The organism is Aquabacterium sp. A08, from assembly GCF_011742065.1.
Genome location: NZ_JAAQQT010000594.1, coordinates 18,848 through 41,590 on the forward strand (window position 1 = coordinate 18,848; position 22,743 = coordinate 41,590).

At 61.7% G+C, this 22,743-nt stretch carries 22 protein-coding genes; 20 read left to right on the forward strand and 2 right to left on the reverse strand.

Annotation, left to right across the window (positions count from 1 at the left end; translation table 11 throughout):
* Positions 1-72: 72 nt before the first annotated feature.
* The 16 genes from HA630_RS08175 (at position 73) to HA630_RS08250 (ending at position 15,191) form a co-directional block, all read left to right on the forward strand.
* Positions 73-1,401: an oligosaccharide flippase family protein gene (locus HA630_RS08175; RefSeq protein ID WP_166833996.1), complete on the forward strand. Its 1,329-nt coding sequence runs from the start codon at positions 73-75 to the stop codon at positions 1,399-1,401.
* Positions 1,398-2,348 carry a glycosyltransferase gene (locus tag HA630_RS08180; RefSeq protein WP_166833997.1) on the forward strand — a complete coding sequence of 317 codons (951 nt, stop codon included), beginning with the start codon at positions 1,398-1,400 and terminating at the stop codon, positions 2,346-2,348. The genes HA630_RS08175 and HA630_RS08180 overlap by 4 nt, the downstream gene beginning before the upstream one ends.
* 21 nt (positions 2,349-2,369) lie before the next feature.
* Positions 2,370-3,320 carry a glycosyltransferase gene (locus HA630_RS08185; protein ID WP_256368622.1) on the forward strand — a complete coding sequence of 317 codons (951 nt, stop codon included), beginning with the start codon at positions 2,370-2,372 and terminating at the stop codon, positions 3,318-3,320.
* Positions 3,317-4,447, forward strand: coding sequence for a glycosyltransferase family 4 protein (locus HA630_RS08190; protein WP_166834001.1), 1,131 nt, complete (start codon positions 3,317-3,319; stop codon positions 4,445-4,447). Before HA630_RS08185 ends, HA630_RS08190 begins: the two co-directional genes overlap by 4 nt.
* Positions 4,447-5,394, forward strand: a complete 948-nt coding sequence (locus HA630_RS08195; RefSeq protein WP_256368623.1) for a glycosyltransferase family 2 protein — start codon at positions 4,447-4,449, stop codon at positions 5,392-5,394. Before HA630_RS08190 ends, HA630_RS08195 begins: the two co-directional genes overlap by 1 nt.
* 1 nt (position 5,395) lies before the next feature.
* A complete protein-coding gene (locus tag HA630_RS08200) occupies positions 5,396-5,905 on the forward strand; it encodes a serine O-acetyltransferase (RefSeq protein ID WP_166834005.1) in 510 nt (169 codons plus the stop codon).
* 317 nt (positions 5,906-6,222) lie between these two features.
* Positions 6,223-6,411, forward strand: coding sequence for a hypothetical protein (locus HA630_RS23560; RefSeq protein ID WP_243855414.1), 189 nt, complete (start codon positions 6,223-6,225; stop codon positions 6,409-6,411).
* Entirely contained in the window at positions 6,408-7,382 is a 975-nt protein-coding gene (locus HA630_RS08210; RefSeq protein ID WP_166834009.1) for a glycosyltransferase family 2 protein, read from the forward strand. Before HA630_RS23560 ends, HA630_RS08210 begins: the two co-directional genes overlap by 4 nt.
* A gap of 8 nt (positions 7,383-7,390) precedes the next feature.
* Complete coding sequence (locus HA630_RS08215; RefSeq protein ID WP_166834011.1) at positions 7,391-8,119, forward strand: glycosyltransferase family 25 protein; 729 nt, start codon at positions 7,391-7,393, stop codon at positions 8,117-8,119.
* Entirely contained in the window at positions 8,116-8,712 is a 597-nt protein-coding gene (locus HA630_RS08220) for a hypothetical protein (protein WP_166833962.1), read from the forward strand. Before HA630_RS08215 ends, HA630_RS08220 begins: the two co-directional genes overlap by 4 nt.
* Before the next feature lie 37 nt (positions 8,713-8,749).
* Positions 8,750-9,979 carry a glycosyltransferase gene (locus tag HA630_RS08225; protein ID WP_166834013.1) on the forward strand — a complete coding sequence of 410 codons (1,230 nt, stop codon included), beginning with the start codon at positions 8,750-8,752 and terminating at the stop codon, positions 9,977-9,979.
* Positions 9,980-10,184: 205 nt separating this feature from the next.
* Positions 10,185-11,408: a glycosyltransferase gene (locus tag HA630_RS08230; protein WP_166834015.1), complete on the forward strand. Its 1,224-nt coding sequence runs from the start codon at positions 10,185-10,187 to the stop codon at positions 11,406-11,408.
* The gene (locus HA630_RS08235) at positions 11,402-12,592 is read left to right on the forward strand and encodes a glycosyltransferase family 2 protein (RefSeq protein WP_166834017.1); all 1,191 of its coding nucleotides are present in this window, start codon (positions 11,402-11,404) and stop codon (positions 12,590-12,592) included. Before HA630_RS08230 ends, HA630_RS08235 begins: the two co-directional genes overlap by 7 nt.
* A complete protein-coding gene (locus HA630_RS08240; RefSeq protein ID WP_208300031.1) occupies positions 12,589-13,170 on the forward strand; it encodes a hypothetical protein in 582 nt (193 codons plus the stop codon). The genes HA630_RS08235 and HA630_RS08240 overlap by 4 nt, the downstream gene beginning before the upstream one ends.
* A gap of 59 nt (positions 13,171-13,229) precedes the next feature.
* The gene (locus HA630_RS08245) at positions 13,230-14,276 is read left to right on the forward strand and encodes an acyltransferase (RefSeq protein WP_166834021.1); all 1,047 of its coding nucleotides are present in this window, start codon (positions 13,230-13,232) and stop codon (positions 14,274-14,276) included.
* Positions 14,277-14,432: 156 nt separating this feature from the next.
* A complete protein-coding gene (locus tag HA630_RS08250) occupies positions 14,433-15,191 on the forward strand; it encodes a WecB/TagA/CpsF family glycosyltransferase (protein WP_166834022.1) in 759 nt (252 codons plus the stop codon).
* A gap of 91 nt (positions 15,192-15,282) precedes the next feature.
* Here the strand turns inward: HA630_RS08250 and HA630_RS08255 are convergent, their stop codons facing one another.
* Positions 15,283-15,855, reverse strand: coding sequence for a hypothetical protein (locus tag HA630_RS08255; RefSeq protein WP_166834024.1), 573 nt, complete (start codon positions 15,853-15,855; stop codon positions 15,283-15,285).
* A gap of 157 nt (positions 15,856-16,012) precedes the next feature.
* The gene (locus HA630_RS08260) at positions 16,013-16,600 is read right to left on the reverse strand and encodes a hypothetical protein (protein WP_166834026.1); all 588 of its coding nucleotides are present in this window, start codon (positions 16,598-16,600) and stop codon (positions 16,013-16,015) included.
* Positions 16,601-16,813: 213 nt separating this feature from the next.
* On the opposite strand from HA630_RS08260, the gene xrtD reads away from it, so the two are divergent.
* The 4 genes from xrtD to galE are packed head-to-tail and all read left to right on the forward strand — an operon-like array spanning position 16,814 to position 22,688.
* Positions 16,814-18,364, forward strand: a complete 1,551-nt coding sequence (xrtD, locus tag HA630_RS08265; RefSeq protein ID WP_166834028.1) for a VPLPA-CTERM-specific exosortase XrtD — start codon at positions 16,814-16,816, stop codon at positions 18,362-18,364.
* A 14-nt stretch (positions 18,365-18,378) separates the two neighbouring features.
* Positions 18,379-20,796 (forward strand): tetratricopeptide repeat protein, encoded by a 2,418-nt coding sequence (locus HA630_RS08270; RefSeq protein ID WP_166834030.1) that lies wholly within the window; start codon positions 18,379-18,381, stop codon positions 20,794-20,796.
* A 6-nt stretch (positions 20,797-20,802) separates the two neighbouring features.
* Complete coding sequence (locus HA630_RS08275; RefSeq protein WP_166834032.1) at positions 20,803-21,642, forward strand: ExeA family protein; 840 nt, start codon at positions 20,803-20,805, stop codon at positions 21,640-21,642.
* Positions 21,642-22,688 carry a UDP-glucose 4-epimerase GalE gene (gene galE, locus HA630_RS08280; RefSeq protein WP_166834034.1) on the forward strand — a complete coding sequence of 349 codons (1,047 nt, stop codon included), beginning with the start codon at positions 21,642-21,644 and terminating at the stop codon, positions 22,686-22,688. The genes HA630_RS08275 and galE overlap by 1 nt, the downstream gene beginning before the upstream one ends.
* Positions 22,689-22,743: the final 55 nt, after the last annotated feature.

Sequence of the window (22,743 nt, forward strand, 5' to 3'; positions counted from 1 at the left end):
TGAGAGCGACTGAGCACGAATTTTTTGTAGCGGTGCTCCCTAAAACGATGATACAGGGATGATTTTTGAAACATGGCGACGCTGCGTGAGCCGAAATCGCTAAGCGAGCGGGTGAAGTCCGCAGGCAGCGTCACCCTGGCCGGTTACGCAGGTGGGCAGTTGCTGCGTTTGCTGTCTAACTTGGTGTTGGCGCGTCTGCTTTTCCCGGAAGCGTTCGGCACCATGGCGATCCTGCAGGCCGTGCTTGTCGGGGTTGTGATGTTGACCGATGTGGGCTTGAGCATGAGCGTGATGCGCAGCCACCGCGGTGACGAGACGGCCTTTTTGAACACCATCTGGACCTTGCAAATCATCAAGGGCGCAGTGGTCGCCGTGGTTGCGCTCGCGCTGGCACTGCCCGTGGCGGGTTGGTATGCCAACGAAGACATGGTGCCCATGTTGGCCACCATCGGCTTGATCGCCTTCCTGGGTTCTTTCAAATCGACCAAAGTCGACCACGCCATGCGCCACATGCAGGCCGGGCGGTTGGTGGGTATTGAGATGCTGTCGCAGGTCTTGCAGTTTGTCATCGCTGTGGCGTTGGCACTCTACTTGCAGTCACCTTGGGCCCTGTTGCTGGGCAATATGGGTTACGCGGTCTTCTACGCTGTGTTCAGCCACCTTTTACTCAAGGGGCCGACCAACCGACTGGCATGGGACCCTGGCACCTTGCGCGAGATTCGTGGTTTCAGCGTTTGGGTGATGCTGAGTTCCGGGGTGACCTATCTATCGGGCGAGGGCTTGAACCTGTTGCGGGCCAAATGGCTCGATTTGCCTTTTTTGGGTCAGTTGAGCATAGCTTCCGCGCTCACGCTGATGGCGTGGAATGCCATCCAAAAACTGTCGGCTCAGGTGCTTTTCCCAGCCTACACCGAAACCTTGCGGTTGCAACCCGAGTTGCTGCCGCATCGGGTACGCAAAAGCCGTCGCATCCAGCTGGTGCTGGGGTGGAGCAGCAGTGTGGTGCTGGTCGTGCTGGGTGAGTGGTTGGTGGGTTGGTTGTACGACGACCGCTACGCTGTGGCCGCACAAATCGTGCAGATCACCGCCACTGGCTTGGTGGTGTCCATGTTGTCGGCCACTTACAGCGGTTTGCTGGAGGCCCTGGGTCAACCCCGCTTGGCCACCTATTTGCAGTTGGGGCAAGGACTCTTGCGTGCGGTTGGCATTGCGGTGGGCGGTTTTTATTGGGGCCCCTGGGGCGTGGTGATCAGCGGCCCCTTGGTGAGTGTTTGTTTTTATCCTGTCGCGGCCTGGGTTCACGCCAAACGCGGTTTGTTTGATCTTTGGTCGGATGTCCTGGGATTTCTGCTGGCTGGCGCTTTGGCGGCGTACGTGTACATGACTTGGAGCATTCCGTGATCGATTTTCGACCGTCGACACCAACGGTGAGTGTGGTCCTCCCGGTGTACAACGGGGGGTTGTATTTGCCGTTGGCTTTGGACAGCATACTGGCGCAGCGCTACACCGATTTCGAGCTGTTGGTCATCGACGATGGTTCCACCGACCAGAGTCTGGCAGTGCTGCAAGCCTATGCCGCACAAGATCCGCGCGTGCGTGTGGTGAGCCGTGCTAACCAAGGTTTGGTGGCCACGCTCAACGAGGCCATTGGTTTGGCCCAGGGGCGTTACATCGCCCGAATGGACGCCGACGACATCGCACTGCCCGACCGATTGGGTTTGCAGGTGGCCTACCTCGACTCGAACCCACAATGCGTTTGCGTGGGCAGTGCGGTTGAATTGATGGATGAATTGGGACGAAAGTTGGTTGTTTGGCCACAATATCCCGACAACGAAACGATTCAGCGCGAAGCCCTGAAAGGTCACACGACCATCTGTCATCCTGCAGCCACGATGCGCAAGGACGCGCTTGTTGCCAGCGGTGGTTACCGGGCCAGCATGTACCCCACAGAAGATTTGGACCTTTGGCTCCGGCTGGGTGAATTGGGTCAGCTTGCAAATTTGCCAAAAGTGTTGCTGCGGTATCGGATGCACAGCGGTTCCATCAGTGGCCAAGCTGCCAAAGATGGCCGCCAACGCGAGGCGGCCCGGAAATGCTGTGACGAAGCGTGTGAGCGCCGGGGTTTGGCGGACAAGACCTTTGAAGCCAGCGAAGCCTGGCGCCCCGACGGCACACAACAAGCACAGTGGGAAAACGACCTCAAGTTCGGCTGGTGGGCCATGGCCAGCCATGAGTATTCCACGGCCATCGCCTACGGATGGCGGGCTTGGCGTGTTGCGCCGTTTTCCCGCCCGGCCACGGTACTCCTGCTCAAGTCAATATGGCAAAGAATGCTGAGTAAGGCCTGACCCGTGTTGGTGACAGTGATCATGCCCATGCGCAATGCCGCCCTTTATGTGAGGGCTGCGGCGGCTTCGGTGTTGCAAGAGCGTTCGGTGCCCTTGGAGTTGGTGGTGGTGGACGACGGTTCCACCGACAACGGTGTTGAAATTCTTCACAGCCTGGGGGACTCACGTTTGCGCGTGGTGCCTGGGCCCCAGCAGGGCATTGCTGCCTGCATGAATGCAGGTCTGGATGCCGCCCGTGGGGATGTGATCATGCGTTGCGATGCAGACGATCTTTACCCTGCCGGGCGCATTGCCCGGCAGGTTGAACTGCTGGCGGACCATCCGGATTGGATCGCGGTGTGCGGTGCTTTTCAAATGATCGATACAACGGACCGCGTGTTGGCGCAGCCCTTTGACGACGCTGTGTCAACCTCGCATGTGCTGATTACAGATGAGTTGTGCGCAGGAACCATGCGAACGCATCTCTGTACGTTTGCCATGCGCCGACACGCATGCCTGGCGGTCAAGGGTTTTCGTTCTTACTTCCAGACGGCCGAAGACCTGGATTTTGCGTTCCGTCTGGCCGAGTTGGGGCCCATCGCATTTGTGTCACAGAATTTCCTTTTGTATCGCATCCATGGTGCGTCCATCACGCACACCCAACCTTCTCCTAGACGCGTTTTTTTCGACCAAGTGGCCCAGCGCTTTGCAAAACAACGCGCAGAAACAGGCGGGGACGATTTGCAACGCGGTAATCCCCCAGCGCCACCCCAGGCCAAAGAGGCTGCGCCACACAACGCCAGTCAACACATTTTGGGTTTGCTGCAAGGCAGCGCTTGGCAGCATTTCGCACAAGGCCGATATTGGAACGCTTTTGTTGACGGTCTGGCTGCAGTTCGACGGTATCCCTTGGAATTCCGGGCATGGAGTTCCCTCTTTCGCCTGAGTGTCAAATGTCTGATTCGATCATTAGTGCGGAGTCCCATGCCATGAGGATCACCTTCCTTTTGCCCGTCGTCGGTTGGTCGGGCGGTATTCGTGTGGCGGCCATATACGCACGCTGGCTGGCTGATCGCGGTCACCATGTGACGCTGGTATCGCAGGCCGCCAAGGCGCCTACATGGCGGCAACAGTTAAAAAATATTCTTAAAGGTAAGGGCTGGATCAAGCACCAACCCGTGCCCACATCCTACTTGGATGGGTTGGGTTTGGAGCACAAGGTGGTGCCAGCTGGCCGAATACCTGGGCCTGCAGATGTGCCACCTGGGGATGTCTTGATCAGCACATGGTGGGAAACTGCGGAGTGGGCGTACCATTTGCCAGATGATCGGGGGGCTAGAGCGTACTTCGTACAAGGGCATGAAGTTTTTGATTATTTGCCGCGCTTGCGGTGCGAAGCTACCTACAGACTGCCTTTCCATAAAATTGTCATTGCGCAATGGCTTGCAGATGTCATGGCGAATCAATACGGTGATGCCGGTGTTGATCTGGTATCTAATGCCGTAGATCACAGCCTTTTTCACGCAGCTGTCCGTGGCAAGCAAAGGCAACCTACAGTGGGTTTCCTTTATCACGAAGCATCGTTCAAAGGTACGGATATTGCGTTGTCTGTTGTTAGGCTTCTCGGGGTGCGTTATCCAGAATTGAAAGTGGTAGTCTTTGGAAGTAAACCACCCGGTGGTATCCACTCCTTGCCAGATTTTGCGGATTTTCATATGGCCCCGCCACAAGAAAACTTACGGCAGTTGTATGCAACCTGCGATGTCTGGTTAACGACCAGTCGTACCGAAGGATTCAATCTAATGGCCATGGAGGCCATGGCTTGCCGGACGCCTGTGGTTTCTACCCGTACAGGTTGGCCGATAGAGGGTATAGAAGATGGTGTTAACGGGTATCTCGTGAACATAGATGACGTGGACGCAGCTGTTGAGGCTGTTGCAAGAGTGCTGAACTTGGATGATCAATCATGGCGATTCATGTCTGCCAACGCTTTTGCTACCGTTGCCCATTCCACTTGGGAGGTTTCGTGTCAGAAATTTGAAAAGGCGCTTTATCACGCTTGTGAGAGGTCACGCAAGGGAGAAATTCAAGGCAAGCCCAGCCAAGCGGTTGTATGCTGATGCAGCTCGATATTTTTGTTGTGAATTACAACACTGCAAATTTGTTGCAGCCCATGTTTGCCGCCTGTGACCAGGCTGCGCATGGCTTGCAACTGCGGTACTGGGTGGTGGACAACGCCTCGCGTGACGATTCGGTGGCGGTGTTGCGTGCACAGTTCCCTCACGCGGGGCTGGAGGTCAATGCCGAAAACGTGGGTTTTGGCCGCGCCAACAACCAATTGCTCAAGCACGTGCAGGGCGACTACGTGTTGCTGCTGAACACCGATGCCTTTGTGGCGCCCGACACCTTGCAGCGCACCCTGGCTTACATGCAGGCCCACCCGCGCTGTGGCGTGCTGGGCGTGAAGCTGGTGGGGCGTGACGGCGTGCTGCAGCCCAGTTGCCGGTACTTTCCCACGCCGTGGAATGTGTTTTTGGCGCGAACCGGGCTGGCACGTTGGTTGCCCAAAACCCGCATGGTGGACGACATGGACTGGGACCATGCCCGTGTGCGCGAATGCGACTGGGTGCCCGGCTGCTATTACCTGGTGCGCCGCGAGGTGTTGGACCAGGTGGGCCTGTTCGACCCCCGCTATTTTCTGTATTACGAAGAGGTGGACCACTGCAAGCGCGTCAAAGCGGCGGGCTGGCAGGTGGTGTATTGCCCCGACACCACGGTGGTGCACATCGGTGGCGAAAGCGCCAAAACCGCCGGCGCCTTGTCAGACAGCGGCCGGCAAATTTCGGTATTGCAAATTGAAAGCGAGTTGCTGTACTTCCGCAAGCACTTGGGCCGGGCGGGTTTGCTGGGGCATCTGTGCCTGACCGCCGTGGGTGACCTCTACCTGGGGGTGAAAGACCTGCTCAAAGGCCGCGGCTGGCGTGCCGCCGCCTTTCATGGCCAGCATTGGCGCCAGACCTGGCGCCTGTGCCGGCACACCCGTTGGGCCACCCAGCCCACCCGCTGACATGTTCCAGAACATTCGGGCCGATTTGGCCGCACACGGTGGCCACTGGGGCGCCCAGGGTTTTTGGGCCCTGCTGGTGTACCGCTTTGGCCAATGGCGCTACGGCGTGCGTCCGGCGCTGCTGCGCAAGCTGTGTTCACTGCTGTACAAGGTGTTGTTCAAGCTGGTGCAAATCGTCACAGGCATCGAACTGCCCTGTGAGGTGAAGCTGGGCAAAAACTTTGTCATCGACCATTTTGGCGGCATTGTCATCAGCGGCTATGCCCGTTTTGGCGACAACTGCCGCATACGCAACGGCGTGGTGGTGGGCCTGCGCCGGGTGGACGAACCCTGTGCCCCACACATAGGCGACAACGTGGACATAGGCGCCGGCGCCAAGTTGCTGGGCAACATACGCATTGGCAACAACGTGGCGATAGGCGCCAACGCGGTGGTGTTGTGCGACGTGCCCGACAACCATGTGGCCTATGGCGTGCCTGCAGTTATCAAGCTCCGAAAGGCCAAGGCATGAGCCCCCCAGTGAGCAGCGTGGTGCCCGATTGGAGCCGTGAACACAAACGCCCAGGTGAATGGAACCCGGGCAAAAGTCTGTTGGCCTGCATTCGGGACTACCAGCGCCACCGCAGCAGCCGCCGCCCTTGGTCACCTGTACTGAAACGTTGGGCCGTGTTGCGCCACCGGTTCTGGAGCGCCGTGAGCGGGGCCGACATTCCCTTGAACTGTCAGATTGGGGGTGGCTTGCTCTTGCCCCACCCCAACGGGGTGGTGATACACCCCGCCGCGCAAATTGGCCCCAATTGCCTGATTTTTCAGCAAGTGACTTTGGGCATGCGTGGCGACGGAGGGGTGCCGGTGCTGAAGGGCCATGTGGACATTGGTGCGGGCGCCAAGCTGCTGGGCGCGGTGTCGGTGGGCGAACACGCCACCATAGGCGCCAACGCGGTGGTGTTGACCGACGTGCCCGCGCACGGCGTGGCCGTGGGCGTACCCGCTGTGGTGCTGGGGAGCGGCACATGATCCACGCCAAATCGAGCAAGCTGGGTTTGGTCGCCATTGGGCGCAACGAGGGCGAGCGCTTGAGGGCGTGCCTTGCATCCGTGCGGGACACCGTGCCTTGCGTGGTGTACGTGGACTCGGGTTCCACCGACGGTTCGGTGGCCATGGCCCAGGCCATGGGGGTGCATGTGGTGAACCTGGACATGACCGTGCCTTTCACCGCCGCGCGTGCGCGCAACGAAGGCTGGCGTGCATTGTTGGCCCTGGCCCCCGACTTGCAATTCATACAGTTTGTGGACGGTGACTGCGCGGTGGCCCCCGGCTGGCTGGACCAGGCCCAGACGTTTATGAACACGCACCCCGAACACGCGGCGGTGTGCGGGCGCCGGCGCGAGAAATTTCCCGAGCGTTCCATTTACAACCGCCTGTGCGATTGGGAGTGGGACACGCCCGTGGGCGATGCCCTGGCGTGCGGTGGCGATGTGCTGATGCGCGTCAGCGCCCTGAAGCAGGTGGGGGGTTACCGCGACGACCTGATTGCCGGCGAGGAACCGGAGTTGTGTGTGCGACTGCGCCAGGCCGGTTGGCGCATACACCGGCTGGGCGCGGACATGACGCTGCACGACGCCGCCATGACGCGGTTTGGCCAGTGGTGGCGGCGCACCGTGCGGGGCGGTCATGCCTTTGCCGAAGGCGCTTGGCTGCACGGCGCGGCCCCAGAAAGACATTGGGTGAAAGAGACCCGGCGTGCCGCTGTGTGGGGGCTGGTGCTGCCACTGCTGGTGGTGGGGGCGGCGGTGTGCCTGTCGCCCGGGTGGTGGGGGCTGGCTGCCGTGTACCCCTTGCAAGTGCTGCGTTTGGCCCGCATGCCCGGTGGAGGGCTGCGTGGGTTTTTTTTGGTGCTGGGCAAGTTCCCCGAGGCCTGGGGTGTGTTGCAGTTTGCCTGGGGGCGTCTGTGGCGCAAACGCAGCCGTTTGATCGAATACAAGTGAGGTGAGGCGTGTGGTTTGAACTGTTTGACGGCATTTTTGTGATCAATTTGCCTGCCCGCGCAGACCGCCGGCGGGAGATCGACCAGCAATTGCGGCGTGTGGGCTTGTCACTGACACACGAACGGGTGGTGTTGTTTCCGGCGGTGCGACCCGACGCACCGGGCGGCTTTCCATCGATTGGGGCGCGCGGTTGCTTCATGAGTCATCTGGGCGCAATGCGCATGGCGCAAGCCCGAGGCATGGGCAACATTCTGATCCTGGAGGACGATTGCGACTTCAGCAAAGAGGTTGATGAATTGCTGCCCCGCCTGTCGTCTGCCTTGCAAAGCTTGGATTGGGCCTTGTTTTACGGCGGTGCGCTGAACCGTTTTGAGGCACAGACCGCCGTGCCCGGTTTGCAGTCGGTGCAGGCGTCGTCTGGGCTGATGGGGTCGCATTGCATTGCATTGCGTGCCAAGGTGGTTCCGGTGGTGGCGGCGTATTTCGACGCCATGCTCCAACGCCCCCCGGGTTCGGAAGAGGGCGGGCCCATGCACGTGGACGGCGCTTATTCCTGGTTCAGAAAAGACCACCCCGAGCTGACCACGTTGATGGCCGAGCCGGAATTGGCATTTCAACGCAGTTCCGCCACCGACATCCACGACAAACGCTGGTTTGACCGTTGGCCTGTGCTGCGCCATGCCAGCACCTTGGCACGCCGCTGCAGGAACTGGTGGCGAACCAAGGAGTTTGCGTGAAGGTTGCGTATTTCATCAACCAATACCCCAAAGTCAGCCATAGCTTCATCCGTCGTGAAATCCTGGCGCTGGAAGTCCAGGTCGTGCAACTCAGCAGCAACAAGTTGCGCAGCCGTGGCCAGCTCGACTACCGGTACGGGCAGGCTTGCCGCAAGGCGCATGAGTGCGCCTATCACAGCTGCAACGCCCAGCGTAAATTCCATTCGAGTGGACACGACAAACTTGGGACGATCCTCAATCGAAACCCCATTGGCGAGCGGTCAGCCCACATTGGGCAGCACAAGCAGGTGGGCCACCGGGTGGACGATATCGTCAATGGCGCGGCACACCAAAAGCCCAGCGTGACGCTGATCGAGCGCCAGAGAGCTTTTGCAGTGCTGGCCAAATTGAGTTGCAAGACGGCAGACTTGCTGACCCAAACCATTGAGTCCAAGCTCAAGCACCTGCGCACACGGAGCAAGATGTTGACGGTTAACAACGGCCAAGCGTTTCCCCACCATCTAGCGAGCAATCAGGCTCTGGGCATTTCAATCACTGACCACGAAATAGGCTGGAATTCAAGAACCACAACGATGTGTTTCACGCCTCATTAAACCTTGTTGCGCTTCGTCCTTGAGTCCGCTTTTTCCTATGAATAAAAATTCTCTTTTTTTATACGTTCCCGTACCGCTGTACAAATGGGAAGATGTTTTGTACTTAGAAGACCAGGCATGCAACGGCTTGCGTTTGTGGTCATCGAATTTCGAGAGGATGACAGTGATGCATCCCATTGTTTATTCATGTCCGCCGCCCTCTTGGGTGCCGATAGATACTGCAGGTCTCGATTTTAAGAAAATAAAAATAGAGACGGTGCCTATGGCTTATGCCATGGGGAAATTCATTGCCAATCAATCCCGTGTATTGAGGTTGATGGATCGCCATATCGATCAAAGTGAGTTCCTTGTTTTTTCAATCGGAGGCTTGATTGGTGATTGGGGGAGTGTTGGTGCATTGTTGGCGCACAGAAAAAAAAGAAAATATGCCGTATGGACTGATAGGGTGGAGTCTGAAGTTGTAAAGTCGGAATCGAAGTCGGGTTTGAATTGGAGGAGGCGGTTAAAGTCGAGGTTGACTTATATTCCAATGCAGATGTTGGAAAAGAACGTCATTGAAAAATCGGCTCTTGGCTTGTTTCATGGGGCTGAAACGTATTCCCACTATTCTCAATATTCGGTCAATCCTCATATTGTTCATGACATACACCTTAAGCAAGAGGATAGAATTCCACTTCTGATGCTTGAAGATAAAATTTCTTCCATCAAAAGCGATGTTTTGCGTATCGTCTACGTTGGAAGGGCGGATCCCATGAAAGGCCCTTTTGATTGGCTGGAGGTCATGCGAATTCTACATAATAAAGGCATCGAGTTTACTGCTGATTGGGTGGGTGATGGTGCCTGTATAGAAGAAATGAATAATCGTATCGTATCTTATGGATTGAGTGAAAAGGTACGAATGGTGGGATTTGTTCGAAACAGGGTGGAACTGCTGGGTTTGCTGCGAACTTCTCATATCATGGTCTTTTGCCACAAGACGCCAGAGTCTCCAAGAAACTTGATTGAATCACTGGTCAGTGCGACGCCAATTGTTGGTTACCACAGTGCATACCCTGCTGATTTAATTGAGGGGTCTGATGCTGGCGTGCTGACGAAAATGAATGATGTGGATGAGTTGGCGGAGAAGGTGGCATTTCTGAGCAAAAACCGCGTCTTGTTGGCGAATATGATTGGGGCTGCTTACGCGTGTGGAAAAAATTACAACGACCACAATGTTTTTGCTCACAGATCTGATCTTGTCAAAGAATATCTCTCTTTGGATGAGTAAATATTGAATGTGTGGACTTGATTTTGAATGTGAGTGTTTGCAATTTTGGGTGAGTCTTTTTTGTCTGCATTTAATTCATATCGTGTACTTGTACTTAAATTTCTGCTGTTTAAATCGCTAGGGAGGTTGGTGATGTACTTTTTTGCTGACGATGAGTATGTTTGTTTTGATTTGAGCGAGTGTGCTGTAAAAATTCGGTGAAATCGTGAAAATTGCATATTTCATCAACCAATACCCCAAAGTCAGCCACAGCTTCATCCGCCGCGAAATCCTGGCGCTGGAAGCCCAGGGCGCGCAAGTCAGCCGCTACGCGGTGCGTGGCTGGGCCGATGCGGTGGTGGACCCGGCCGATGTGGCCGAGCAAGGCCGCACGCAGTACCTGTTGCGGCAGGGCTTGTGGGGTTTGTTGCCCGCCGTGCTGGCCTGCGCTTTAGTGGCCCCTGGGCGGTTCTGTGCGGCCTTGAAACTGGCCCTCCAGGTCAGTCGGGGGGCCGACCGGCCCTGGCCCCTGCACTTGGTGTACCTGGCCGAGGCTTGCCAGCTGCTGCGCTGGCTGCGCCAGAACCCGGTGAGCCATGTGCACGCGCACTTTGGCACCAACTCGGCCGAGGTGGTGATGCTGGCCCACGCCTTGGGTGGGCCGGGTTACAGCTTCACCGTGCACGGACCCGAGGAATTCGACAAACCCCAGGCGCTGCACCTGGCCCGCAAAATGGCCCACAGCCGCTTTGTGGTGGCCATCAGCAGCTACGGGCGCAGCCAGCTGTGGCGCTGGCTGCCCCATGCCCAGTGGCCCAAAGTGCAGCTGGTGCACTGCGGGCTGGATGCCGCCTTCCACAACGTGCCGGTGGTGCCGGTGCCGCCAGCGCCGCGCCTGGTGTGCGTGGGCCGTTTGTGCGAACAAAAGGGACAACTCTTGTTGGTGGAGGCTGCCCGCTTGCTGCGCGACGCCGGCCAGCCGTTGGAACTGGTGTTGGCCGGCGACGGCGAAATGCGCCCCGAGATCGAACGCTTGGTGGCCCGTTACGGTTTGCAGCCACACGTGCGCATCACCGGCTGGATCGGCGCCGAGCAGGTGCGCACCGAACTGCTGGCCGCCCGTGCCTTGGTGCTGCCCAGCTTTGCCGAGGGCCTGCCCGTGGTCATCATGGAGGCCATGGCCCTGCACCGGCCGGTGCTGTCCACCTACGTGGCGGGCATTCCAGAACTGGTGCAGCCCGGGGTGCACGGCTGGTTGTTCCCGGCGGGCGATGTGCAGGCGCTGGCCCAGGCCATGCAAACCTGCTTGGACACCCCGCCCGAGGCCTTGCAGGCCATGGGCCGGGCGGCACACCAGCGTGTGCTGCAACGGCACGACGCCCACACCGAAGCCGCCAAGTTGGTGGCGTTGTTCGGGCAAGACGACACGAAAAGCGCAAGCCCATGCTGACCGCATTCCTGTGGCTGATGTATGCCAGCCTGGCGGTGGTGGGTGTTTGGAGCCTGACGTTTGGTGCGCAGGTGTTGTGGGCACCCAGGCGACACCCACTGGACGGCGGCCCTCCCACCGGGCGGGCCTGGCGGGTGGCGGTGCTGGTGCCCGCGCACAACGAGGCGGCCGTGATTGCAACCACCTTGGCGGGCTTGCTGCCGCAGTTGCGGCCCGGCGACCGATTGCTGGTGGTGGCCGACAACTGCACCGACGACACCGCCGCACTGGCCCGCGCGGCAGGCGCCGAGGTGGTGGAACGCAGCCACGCCACCGAGCGGGGCAAGGGCTATGCCCTGGACTTTGGCGTGCGCCACCTGGCGCAGAACCCGCCCGAGGTGCTGCTGATTGTGGACGCCGACTGCTGGGTGCAACCCGGCAGCCTGCACACGCTGTCGCACCTGGCCGGCACACACGGCCGCCCGGTGCAAGCGTTGTACCTGATGAACGCCCCCGAAGGGGCACCGCTGAAGCAGCGGGTGGCGGCTTGGGCGTGGCGCGTGAAAAACTGGGTTCGGCCCTTGGGTTGGCACCGCATGGGCTGGCCCTGCCAGCTGATGGGCACGGGCATGGCCTTCCCCTGGGCCATGGCCGAACGCATGGCCTTGGCCAACGGCCACCTGGTGGAAGACATGAAGCTGGGGGCCGACCTGGCCTTGGCGGGCACGCCCCCGCTGTTTTGCCCGCAGGCTTTGGTGACCAGCGAATTCCCCACCGCCACCGCCGCGCAGCAGAGCCAGCGCAAGCGCTGGGAGCACGGGCACCTGAGCATGCTGTTCAGCCTGGGGCCGCGCGTGCTGTGGCAGGGCATCCGGCGCGGCCACATGCCCACCGTTGCCATGGCGCTGGACCTGTTGGTGCCACCGGTGGCCTTGCTGGGCCTGCTGCTGGCGCTGCTGTGGTGTGGCACCCTGACCTTGGCGCTGTGGGCCGGTGGCGCATACCTGGGGCCGTGGGCGTTGGCGAACTGCCTGATCGTCTTGTTCATGCTCGCACTGTGCCGGGCGTGGTGGGGCTGGGGCCGTGACCTGGTGTCGGCCACCGAGGCGATGAAACTGCCCTGGCTGCTGCTGGGCAAAGTGCCGCTGTACGTGGGTTTTGTCTTCCGCCGGCAGCGGGCGTGGGTGCGGACGGAGCGCAAATGAGTGCCGGGGGCTGGATCGGTGCCTGGTCTCCAGGCATAGGTGACCCGACACTGGGCGGGTGGTTGGCCGTGGCGTCTTACTTGCTGGCCGGGCTGCTGTGTGCGGCGGTGTGGCGCGGCATGGGCGCGCACGGACACCCCCAGCGGCGCGAAGCCATGGGCTATGCCTTCTTGGCTGCGAGCTTGCTGCTGCTGGGCCTGAACAAGCAACTGGACTTGCAAACCGCCCTGACGGAGCTGGGCCGTGTGTGGGCCCACCAGCAAGGCTGGTACGAAGACCGCCAGCGGGTGCAGCTGGCGTTCATGGCGATGATGGCCATTCTGGGCCTGACCGGGGGCGCCGTGGTGGCCCTGTACGCGTGGCGCCTGCCGCTGCCCACCCGTTGCGTGTGGCTGGCGTGGATGGGCTTGGGGGTGTTTGTGGTGCTGCGGGCCGCGTCTTTTCACCACATGGACCGCTTCATCGGCGACCGCGCGCTGGGCGTGGCCTGGAACCACTGGCTGGAACTGGGTTGTTTGTGGACGCTGGCCGGCTGCACCGCCTGGCGGATGAAGCTGCGCAGGGAGTACCAGACATGAATCCACCCACCATCGCGGTTGCGGGTTGGCCTTTTCACCATCTCAAGATTTTTTGAGAAATGAAATATTATCCTTACTTTGATTTGTTGAGATTTGTTTTGGCTTCCGTGGTTGTTTTGGAGCATGCGGGCATGGTCATGCCTGCATTTATCTCGGGCGGCCTCGCTGTTAAAGTTTTTTTTGTGCTCAGTGGTTGGCTCATTGGATCAATATTGATTCGGGGTGAGGTGTCTGATCTGCCCAGGTTTTTCTATAACCGCGCATTGCGGATATGGGCCCCGTATTTCGTGGCCATATTTTTGCTGTACAGTGTTGCGTGGGTGAAGGAGGGGGTGGGGTTTCACTGGGTCAAGTATTTGTTGATGGATGTCACCTTCACGCATCAACTGTTTACTTTTTTCCCTGCGGCATCGAGTGAGATGCCCATGGGTGGATCTGGAAGCCAGTTCTGGAGCATTGCTGTAGAAGAGCAGTTTTACTTATTGGCCCCCATTCTGATTTTTGGCTTCCGGTTTGGCAAGGATTGGCGTTTCTGGTTGGCTGTCACTGTCTTGCTGCAATATTTTTCATCGCACTTTGCGAGCATTGCGATGGGTGTATTTTTTGCGATTATTTACCAGAAATTCGATCTTGAAAAAATCAAAATCCGGTTTGTTTTTTGGGCAATCGTACTGGTTGCATGTGCCGCCTTGCTTTGGGGGAACTTCATTCCAGGGGGCAATTTTGTAATTTCATCCTTGTTCGCCACCAGCTTGGTTTTGTTGCTTTCAGTGCAGGGTCGGCCGTGGATGTGGGCCAAGCTGTTGGGGGGTATTTCGTACCCGTTGTATTTGAACCATTGGATAGGTGAGTTCTTTGTGAATGCGCTTGCCAAACGAATCGACTTTCTGGGTTTTATCAATCATCCGGTGTTTTCGTGGGTGTTTGCGGTGTTGTTTGTGGTGCCACTTTATGTGCTTGTGGATCAGAAGGTGTTGAAATACAGGGATTCATTGTTTACCAAGTCGCGTGGGGTTGCGCTGGCATACACCGCTTATGCACTCGTTTCATTTGGGGTTGTGTCCGGTTATGTGATGTTCAAGTACATTCAGCCCTTGTTTGTTTGATGTGGCGAATATGGAAATCTCTGTTGTTCACATCGGCCACATCAGCCCCGGTCACGCTGTCCCTTTGGCCTCGGGTCGCCAGTGGTTTGCCTTCAACATGAGGTCTGCCGTTGTCCTGCCCATTGGGGCGATGAAACCGAGCAGGGAGCACCACACATGAACCCACCCACCATCACGGTTGCGGGTTTGCCTTTTCACCGGGTGAACACCGGGGAGGCCGTGCGGCGCCTGGCCCTGGCCATGCGCGACCGCCAGCGCCTGTTCCTGTCCACCCCCAACCTGAACTTTCTGGTGGCCGCGCAGACCGACGAGGCGTTCAGGCAATCGGTGCTGGCCAGCGATTTGAGCGTGGCCGATGGCATGCCCATTCTGTGGCTGGCGCGCAAGCAGGGCACGCCCTTGCCCGAGCGGGTGGCGGGCTCCGATGTGTTCGATGCCCTGCGCCACGGGGCGGGCCAGGACGTGCTGGGCCGCGCAGTGAAGGTGTTCTTTTTTGGTGGGCCGCCGGGCGTGGCGCAGCAAGCCTGCGACGTGCTGAACGCCGAGCACGCCCGGGGCGGGCCGATGCTGGGCGTGGGCGCCCTGTCGCCCGGCTTTGGCAGCGTGCAGGACATGTCCACCCCCGAGGTGCTGCAAGCCATCAACGCCAGCGGGGCCGACTTTCTGGTGGTGGCCCTGGGGGCCAAGAAAGGGCAGGCCTGGATTGTGCACAACCTGCCGCACCTGCAGGTGCCGGTGGTGAGCCACCTGGGGGCGGTGGTGAACTTTGTGGCCGGCACGGTGCGGCGCGCGCCGTTGCGCTGGCAGCGCTGGGGGCTGGAGTGGCTGTGGCGCATCAAAGAGGAGCCGGCGCTGCTGGGCCGCTACTGGCGCGACGGCTTGGGCCTGCTGCGCCTGTGGCGGGCGCAAGGCTGAGACGGGCGCCACGCCCCCATGCCGTACCAGACATGAAAAAGGCAAGCCCGTGGGCTTGCCTTTTACGTGGTGGGGTGGCCTGGGGTGGGTGTCAGGCGGCCAGCGCCGGCTGTGCCGGCTGGGCCCCTTTTTGGCCACGGCGGCGCAGGCCGGCCAGCATGCCGAGGCCGCCCAGCATCAGCGTGGCCGCACCGGGCAGGGGCACGGCCGAGACGGGCGGCGGCGTCACGGGGTTGCTGGCCACGGTGATGTCAACGCGGATCGTGTCGCCCAACGTGGAGTTGCTCAGCCAGTCCAAGGTGATGGAGTTGGCGGTGAAGCTGCTGGTGAAACCCGAAATGCCCGAACCCACGGTCAGCGTGAGGCCGGTGATGTCGTTGAGGACGTTGTTCAAGTCGAACAGCTGGAAGCCTTTCAGGCCACTCAGGTTGATACCGGTATAAATGCTGAAACCGGTGTCGTCCACGTTGATGTTGCCGCCCACGCCCAGCAGGCGCGTGACTTCGACGCCGGGGCCCACCGTCAGGTTTTGAACGGCACTGGTCGAGCGGACGCCAAGCAAGTTGTTTTGGTCGGTGGTGTAGCCCAATTCGAGGCCCGACAAGGTGGCCGCAAAACTGGGGGCAGCGGCCAGCAGGCCGAGGGTGAGCAGGAGGGATTTCATGGGAGGAGCGTTGGAGGGTTGGACACGTTGCCACTGTAGAAACGCGGGGTGGATTCGGCAATAGCCCTTCCGGATAACGCCCGGGCGCCCGCCGCAGCGGCCAAAAAAAAGGGCAAGCCGTGGCTTGCCCCAAGGGGGATGGACGGGTGTGGCGGCTTCAGGCGGCCGCGTGGGTGCCGGTGTGTGCCGATGGCTTTTTGGAACGGCGGCGCAGACCGGCCAGCATGCCGAGGCCGCCGAGCATCACCGTGGCGGCGCCGGGCAGGGGCACGGCCGACACCGGCGGCGTGTGGGGTGCGGCCGCCAGATCGATGCCGATGCGCAGGTACGGGGACAAGAGACCGGAGGTGGCCCACGTCACCAGCACGGAGTCGGGTTGGACGCTTGTGGTGACGCCGCCGAAGGTGGTGTTGCCAACAACCGAAGCACGGGTGAAGTCGTTGAGCGCGTTGTTCGTGTCGAACAGCTGAATGCCTTTGAAGCCGCCCAGGGATTGGGTCAGGTCCGGGCCGGCGAAGCTGATGGTGAAGCCCGTGTCGTCGATGTCGATTTGTGTGCCGTAGCCCAGCACGGTGGAGAACTCAACCCCGGAACCCACCGTCACCGGCCGGGGAGTGGTGGTGAGGATGGGGTTAAAGCTAATATTTTGGTACGACAAACTGTAGCTGAGGTTGGCCCCTGACAGGGAAACAGCCTGTGCGGTGGCCGCGCTGAGCAAGCCGAGTGCGAGCAGCAGTTTTTTCATGGCAAATGAAACACGAATTGAAAGTGGGCTCCACTTTAGGGAGCGCGGCTGGATGCGGCAATGGTCTATATGGCAGGGGGCGGCGCGCCGTGTGGCGGCGGCTGGGGCGCGGTGCATAGTCCGAACGGGGCGGGGTGGCCCGGGGGCGGGGTCGGGGCCTGGGCGGGGTGGGACCGATAAAATTGAAAGGTTTTTTCGACCCCGAGGTTGTTTTTGAAATTGCACACAAAACCCGGTTTCCCCAACCACTGGTTGTTCCTGCTGGCGCTGGCGGTGTTGTTGATGGCGCATTGGGGCGGCCTGGTGGAGCTGGTGGGCCGCTGGTACAAGCAGGAAGAGTACGGCCACGGCTTTTTCCTGCCCCTGATTTCGCTGTGGATGCTGTGGCAGCGCCGGGCGGCCTTGCGCACGAGCATGGGCGCGCCGTCGGCCTGGGGCGTGGCCTTGCTGCTGCTGAGCGGCGCGATGCTGGTGCTGGGCGAGGTCACCGCGATCTACCTCGCCATCCAGGTGGGGTTTTTGGTGGCGCTGGCCGGGCTGGTGCTGTGCTATGGCGGGCGTTCGCTGTTGCGCGTGACGCTGCTGCCCATTGCCTTTTTGCTGTTCGCGATTCCGCTGCCGTATTTCGTGGATTCGCAAATTTCCTGGCGCCTGCAACTGCTGTCCTCCAACCTGGGCGTGGACGTGCTGCGCGCCATGGGCTATGCGGTGTTCCTGGAAGGCAACATCATCGACTTTGGCAGCTACAAGCTGCAGGTGATCGAGGCCTGCAGCGGCCTGCGCTACCTGTACCCGCTGTTGAGCATTGGCTTTCTGATGGCCTACATGTACCCCGCCGCCCTGCGCTGGCGGGTGTTGTTGTTTGTGAGTGTGGTGCCGATCACGGTGCTGACCAACAGCCTGCGGATTGCGCTGACCGGGGTGCTGGTGGGGCAGTTTGGCAGCGGCGTGGCCGACGGCTTTTTGCACTACTTTGAAGGCTGGGTGATTTTCCTGGTCTGCCAGCTGATTCTGATGGGCGAGATCATGCTGATCGAGCGCTACACCCTGCGCCGTCACGTGCTGGACGTGCAGCAGTTCCCCGTGGTGGCGCCGGTGCTGCCCAGCGGGGTGCCGGTGCGCGGGGCGGACTGGCGCATGGCGCTGGCGCTGGCGGTGCTGGGCGTGGCGCTGGCCGGCGCGTGGATGGTGGGGGGGCGTGTGGAAGAACAGCCGGCCCGCACCACGCTGCGCACCTTCCCGCTGAACTTGGGCGACTGGCAGGCGCAGGAGTCGTCGCTGGACATTGAGGTGGAGCAGGCCCTGGGCTTTGAGGACTACGTGCTGGCCGATTACCGCCGGGCGGACGGCGACACGGTGAACTTTTACGTGGCGTACTACGCCTCGCAGCGCAAGGGCGTGTCGCCGCATTCGCCCCAGGTGTGCATACCCGGTGGGGGCTGGGTGATTTCCCAGCTGGACAGCACGCGTTTTGCCTTGAACGACGGCACGCCGATGGAGGTGGTGCGCGTGGTGATTGACAAAGGCAGCAGCCGGCAGTTGGTGTACTACTGGTTTGAGCAGCGCGGCCGGCGCATTGCCAATGAATACTGGATGAAGTGGTACCTGTTCCAGGACGCGCTGACGCGCAACCGGACCGATGGCGCCCTGGTGCGGGCGGTGTCGCCGGTGCAGCCGGGCGAGGACACGGCGGCGGCCGACCGGCGCATCCAAGACTTTATCCGCCTGGCGGTGCCGACGCTGGGGACTTTTGTACCGTACTGATGGACACGATGAGCATGACCAATTCGACCCCTGGGCGTTTTTTCGGGCCGCGCGGGTGGGCGCTGGCCGCGTTGACCAGTGCCGTGCTGCTGACGGCCGGTTGCGGTTCGCCTGAAGAGAAGGCGCAGCGTTTCTACCAGAAAGGCGCGCAGCACCTGCAGGCCGGTGACGCGGTGAAGGCCCGCATCGAATTCCAGAACGCGTTGCAAATCAACCCCAACCTGACGCAGGCCCTGATGGGCCTGGCGACGATTGCCGAGCGCGGTTTGGACTGGCAGGGGATGTACGGGCTGTTGACCAAGGTGGTGGAGCTGGACCCGAAGCTGCTGGAGGCGCAGTTGCGGCTGGGCAAGCTGCTGTTGGCCGGCAACCAGCTGGACAAGGCCTTGGCCGCCAGCGACGCCGCCTTGGGCCTGGCCCCCGACGACTTGAACGCCCTGGCTTTGCGTGCGGCCGTGCTGCTGCGCCTGGACGACGCCAAGGGCGCGGTGGCCCTGGCCCGCCAGGTGCTGGACAAAGAGCCCAAGCACCTGGATGCGTTGGTGGTGATGGCCTCGGAGCGGCTGGCCGCCCAGGACGGCGACGGCGCCGTGGCCTTCCTGGACCAGGGCCTGGCCAGCGACGAACGCAACGTGACCTTGCAGCTGATTCGCGTGCAAGCGCTGGAACGCATGGCCAAGCTGGAAAGCGCCGAAGAGGCGCTGAAGAAGCTGATGGCGCTCTACCCCGACAACCGGGCCTTCCGTGCCATCTTGGCCCAGTTTTACGTGCTGCACAACCAGCCGGCCAAGGCCGAGGCGGTGTACCGCGAAACCGCCAAGCAGTTTGCCGCCGACAACGAGGCCAAGCTGGACGTGGTGCGGTTTTTGAACACCACCCAGGGCCCGCAGGCCGCGGCGGCGGAGCTGGAACGCCTGCTGGCCGCCGAGGCCGGCAACAACGACCTGCGCCTGGCCCTGGCCGCCCTGCGCCAAGGCATGGGGCAGCGCGAGCAGGCCGAGCAACTGCTGCGCGACGTGATGGCCCGGGCGGGCGACGGCGAGTTGGGCCTGCGCGCCCGCAACGCCTTGGCCGCCGACCTGCTGGCACGCGAAGACAAGGCCGCGGCGCAGGCCCTGCTGGCCGAAACCCTGGCCAAGGATGCGCGCAACGAACAGGCCTTGCTGTTGCGCGCCCGCATGCACATGGACGACGGCCGCCTGGACGATGCGGTGGGCGATTTGCGCACCGTGTTGCGTGACGTGCCCAACTCCGCCCGCGCGATGGCCTTGCTGGGCAAGGCCCACGAACTGCAGGGCTCGCGCGACCTGGCGCAAGACCAGTACGCGCGCGGCTTCCAGGCGGGCAAGCAGGCCTCCCCCAACTTTGGGCTGGCCTACGCCGAGTTTTTGATGCGCACCGGCCGTGCGCGCCAGGCGGAAGACGTGTTGCGCGAGGTGCTGCGCCTGCACCCCGCGCACGTGCCCGCCTTGCGCATGCTGGCCCGGGCGCACGTGGCCACGGGGAATTTGGCGTCGGCCCAGGCGGTGGCGGACGAGGTGGCGGGGCTGCAGGGCCAGGGGGTGGCGGCCAACCAGATCCAGGGTGAGGTGTTCGCCGCGCGCAGGAACTTCAACGGCAGCATTGCCGCCTACCGCAAAGCCTTTGACGCGGCCCCCACCGAGGTGCAGCCCATGGTGGCCCTGGTGCGCGGCTACATGGCCGCGGGCAAACCGCGCGACGCCCTGGCTTTCATGGAGTCGGTGCTCCAGGCGTCGCCCGACAACGTGTCGGCCCGCATTCTGCAAGGCCAGCTGCACCAGCAGGTGGGGGACCTGGCCCGCGCCCAACAGGCGTTTGAAGCGGCCATGGCGCAAGACGGCCAGGCCGTGGCGGCTTACCTGGGCCTGGCGGCGCTGCAGGCGCAGCAAGGGCGTTTGCCCGAAGCCGAAGCCGTGCTGGACCGCGGCCTGAAGGCCGTGCCCAACAGCTTTGAAATGCGTTTGTCGCGCGCGGGTGTGCTGGAAGGCATGAACCGCTTTGACGACGCGATTGCCCTGTACGAGGCCCTGCTCAAGGAGCGGCCGAACGCCGAGGTGGTCGTCAACAACCTGGCCAGCCTGCTGGCCGACCACCGCACCGGCAAAGCCGACCACGAGCGGGCTTACCAGTTGGCCTTGCGTCTGCGAAACTCGGAGGTGCCGCAGTTTTTGGACACCCTGGGTTGGGCCAGCCACAAGGTGGGCAAGAACGAGGACGCGGTGTCGCTGCTCAAGCGGGCGGCCGACCAGCTGCCGGACCTGGCGGTGGTGCACTACCACTACGGGCAAACCCAGTTGGCGATGAACAACAAACAGCTGGCGAAGGAGTCGTTGCAGCGGTCGGTGGAGCTGGCCAAGGGCCAGGCCTTCCCGCAGCTGGATTCGGCGCGCGCCACACTTGAAGGCTTGTAAGCATCCATGTACGAAGCGTTTTATGGGTTGAAGGAAAAGCCTTTTTCCATCCAGCCAGACCCGGATTTCCTGTTCATGGGCAAGCGCCACGCGCTGGCCTACAGCATGTTGCAGTACGGGTTGGAAAACCGCGCCGGCTTCACCGTGATTTGTGGCGAGATCGGGTGCGGCAAGACGACCCTGATCCGGCACCTGCTCAACGCCATGGGCACCAACCTGACGGTGGGCCTGGTGTCGAACACGCACCGCAACATCGCCGACCTGTTGGGCTGGATCATGCTGGCGTTTGGCCAGCCCTACGAGGCCACCTCGCCGGTGGCGCGCTACGACGCGTTTCAGCGCTTCCTGATCGCCGAGTACGCGGCCGGCAAGCGTGTGGTGCTGATCGTGGACGAGGCGCAGAACCTGAGCGTGGGGGCGCTGGAGTCCCTGCGCATGCTGTCGAACATCAACGCCGACAAAGACCAGCTGCTGCAGGTGATTCTGGTGGGGCAGCCCCAGTTGCAGGACGTGCTGAAACGCCCGGAGCTGCAGCAGTTTGCCCAGCGCGTGGCGGTGGACTATTTCATTCCGCCGCTGGCGGAGGCGGAGGTGGGCCGCTACGTGACGCACCGCCTGGCGGTGGCGGGGCGCACCGAGCCGCTGTTCACCCCCGAAGCGCTGGCCTTGGTGGCCCAGGCGACCCGGGGTGTGCCCAGGCGGATCAACACCCTGTGCGACATGGCCCTGGTGTACGCCTTTTCGGCCGAGGCCGCCGTGGTGGACGAGGCCCTGGTGCGTGAGGTGCTGACAGACCGCCAGGCATACGGCGTGTTCGGCGAGGCGCCGCCCAAAGGCACCGACTGATGGCGGGCGCTGAGACGGTGGGGGCGACGGCCCGCCCCCTTTGCATTTTGGTGACCGGCGGGGCGGGCTTTATTGGTTCGCACACGGCGGTGGCCCTGGCCCAGGCCGGTGTGCCGTACGTGTTGCTGGACGACTTCAGCAACGCCCGGCCCGACGTGCTGGAGCGCATGGCGCGCATCACCGGCGAGCGGCCGCGCTGTGTGGAGGCCAACGTGGCCGACCTGCCCACCGTGACCCGGGTGCTGGAACAGTACGGCGTGACGGCCGTGATCCATTTCGCGGCCTTCAAGGCGGTGGGCGAATCGGTGGCGCAGCCGCTGCGCTACTACCAGAACAACGTGGCCGGCACCTTGGCGCTGTTGCAGGCCATGCGCGCGGCGGGGGTGGGCACGCTGGTGTTTTCGTCGTCGGCCACGGTGTACGGCAACCAGCCAGTGGTGCCTTACCGGGAGGACTTTCCGCTGTCGGCCACCAACCCCTACGGCTGGAGCAAGCTGATGACGGAGCAGGTGCTGGCCGATGCGGTGGCCAGCGAACCCGATTTTTGGCGTGTGGCCCGTTTGCGCTACTTCAACCCGGTGGGCGCCCACGAAAGCGGCCTGATGGGCGAAGACCCGCAGGGCGTGCCCAACAACCTGATGCCCTACGTGGCCCAGGTGGCCACCGGCCAGCGCCCTTACCTGAACGTGTGGGGCAACGACTACCCCACGCCCGACGGCACTGGGGTGCGCGACTACATCCACGTGATGGACCTGGCCGAAGGCCATCTGGCCGCTTTGCGCCACCTGCAGCAACACCCTGGCTTGCTGACGGTGAACCTGGGCACGGGGCAGGGCGCCTCGGTGCTGGACATGGTGCGTGCGTTTGAGCAAGCCAGCGGCCGCCCGGTGCCCTACCAGGTGGGCCCGCGCCGCCCCGGCGACGTGGCCCAGTACTGGGCCGACCCCACCCTGGCCGAGCAGCTCCTGGGCTGGCGCGCCACCCGCCCGCTGGCGCAAATGTGCGCCGACGTGTGGCGCTGGCAAAGCCGGGTGGCGGGGCACTGATTTTCCGATGCACCGGTTTGATGCGTTCGGGCTATGGCGGTACCGGGCCCGCACT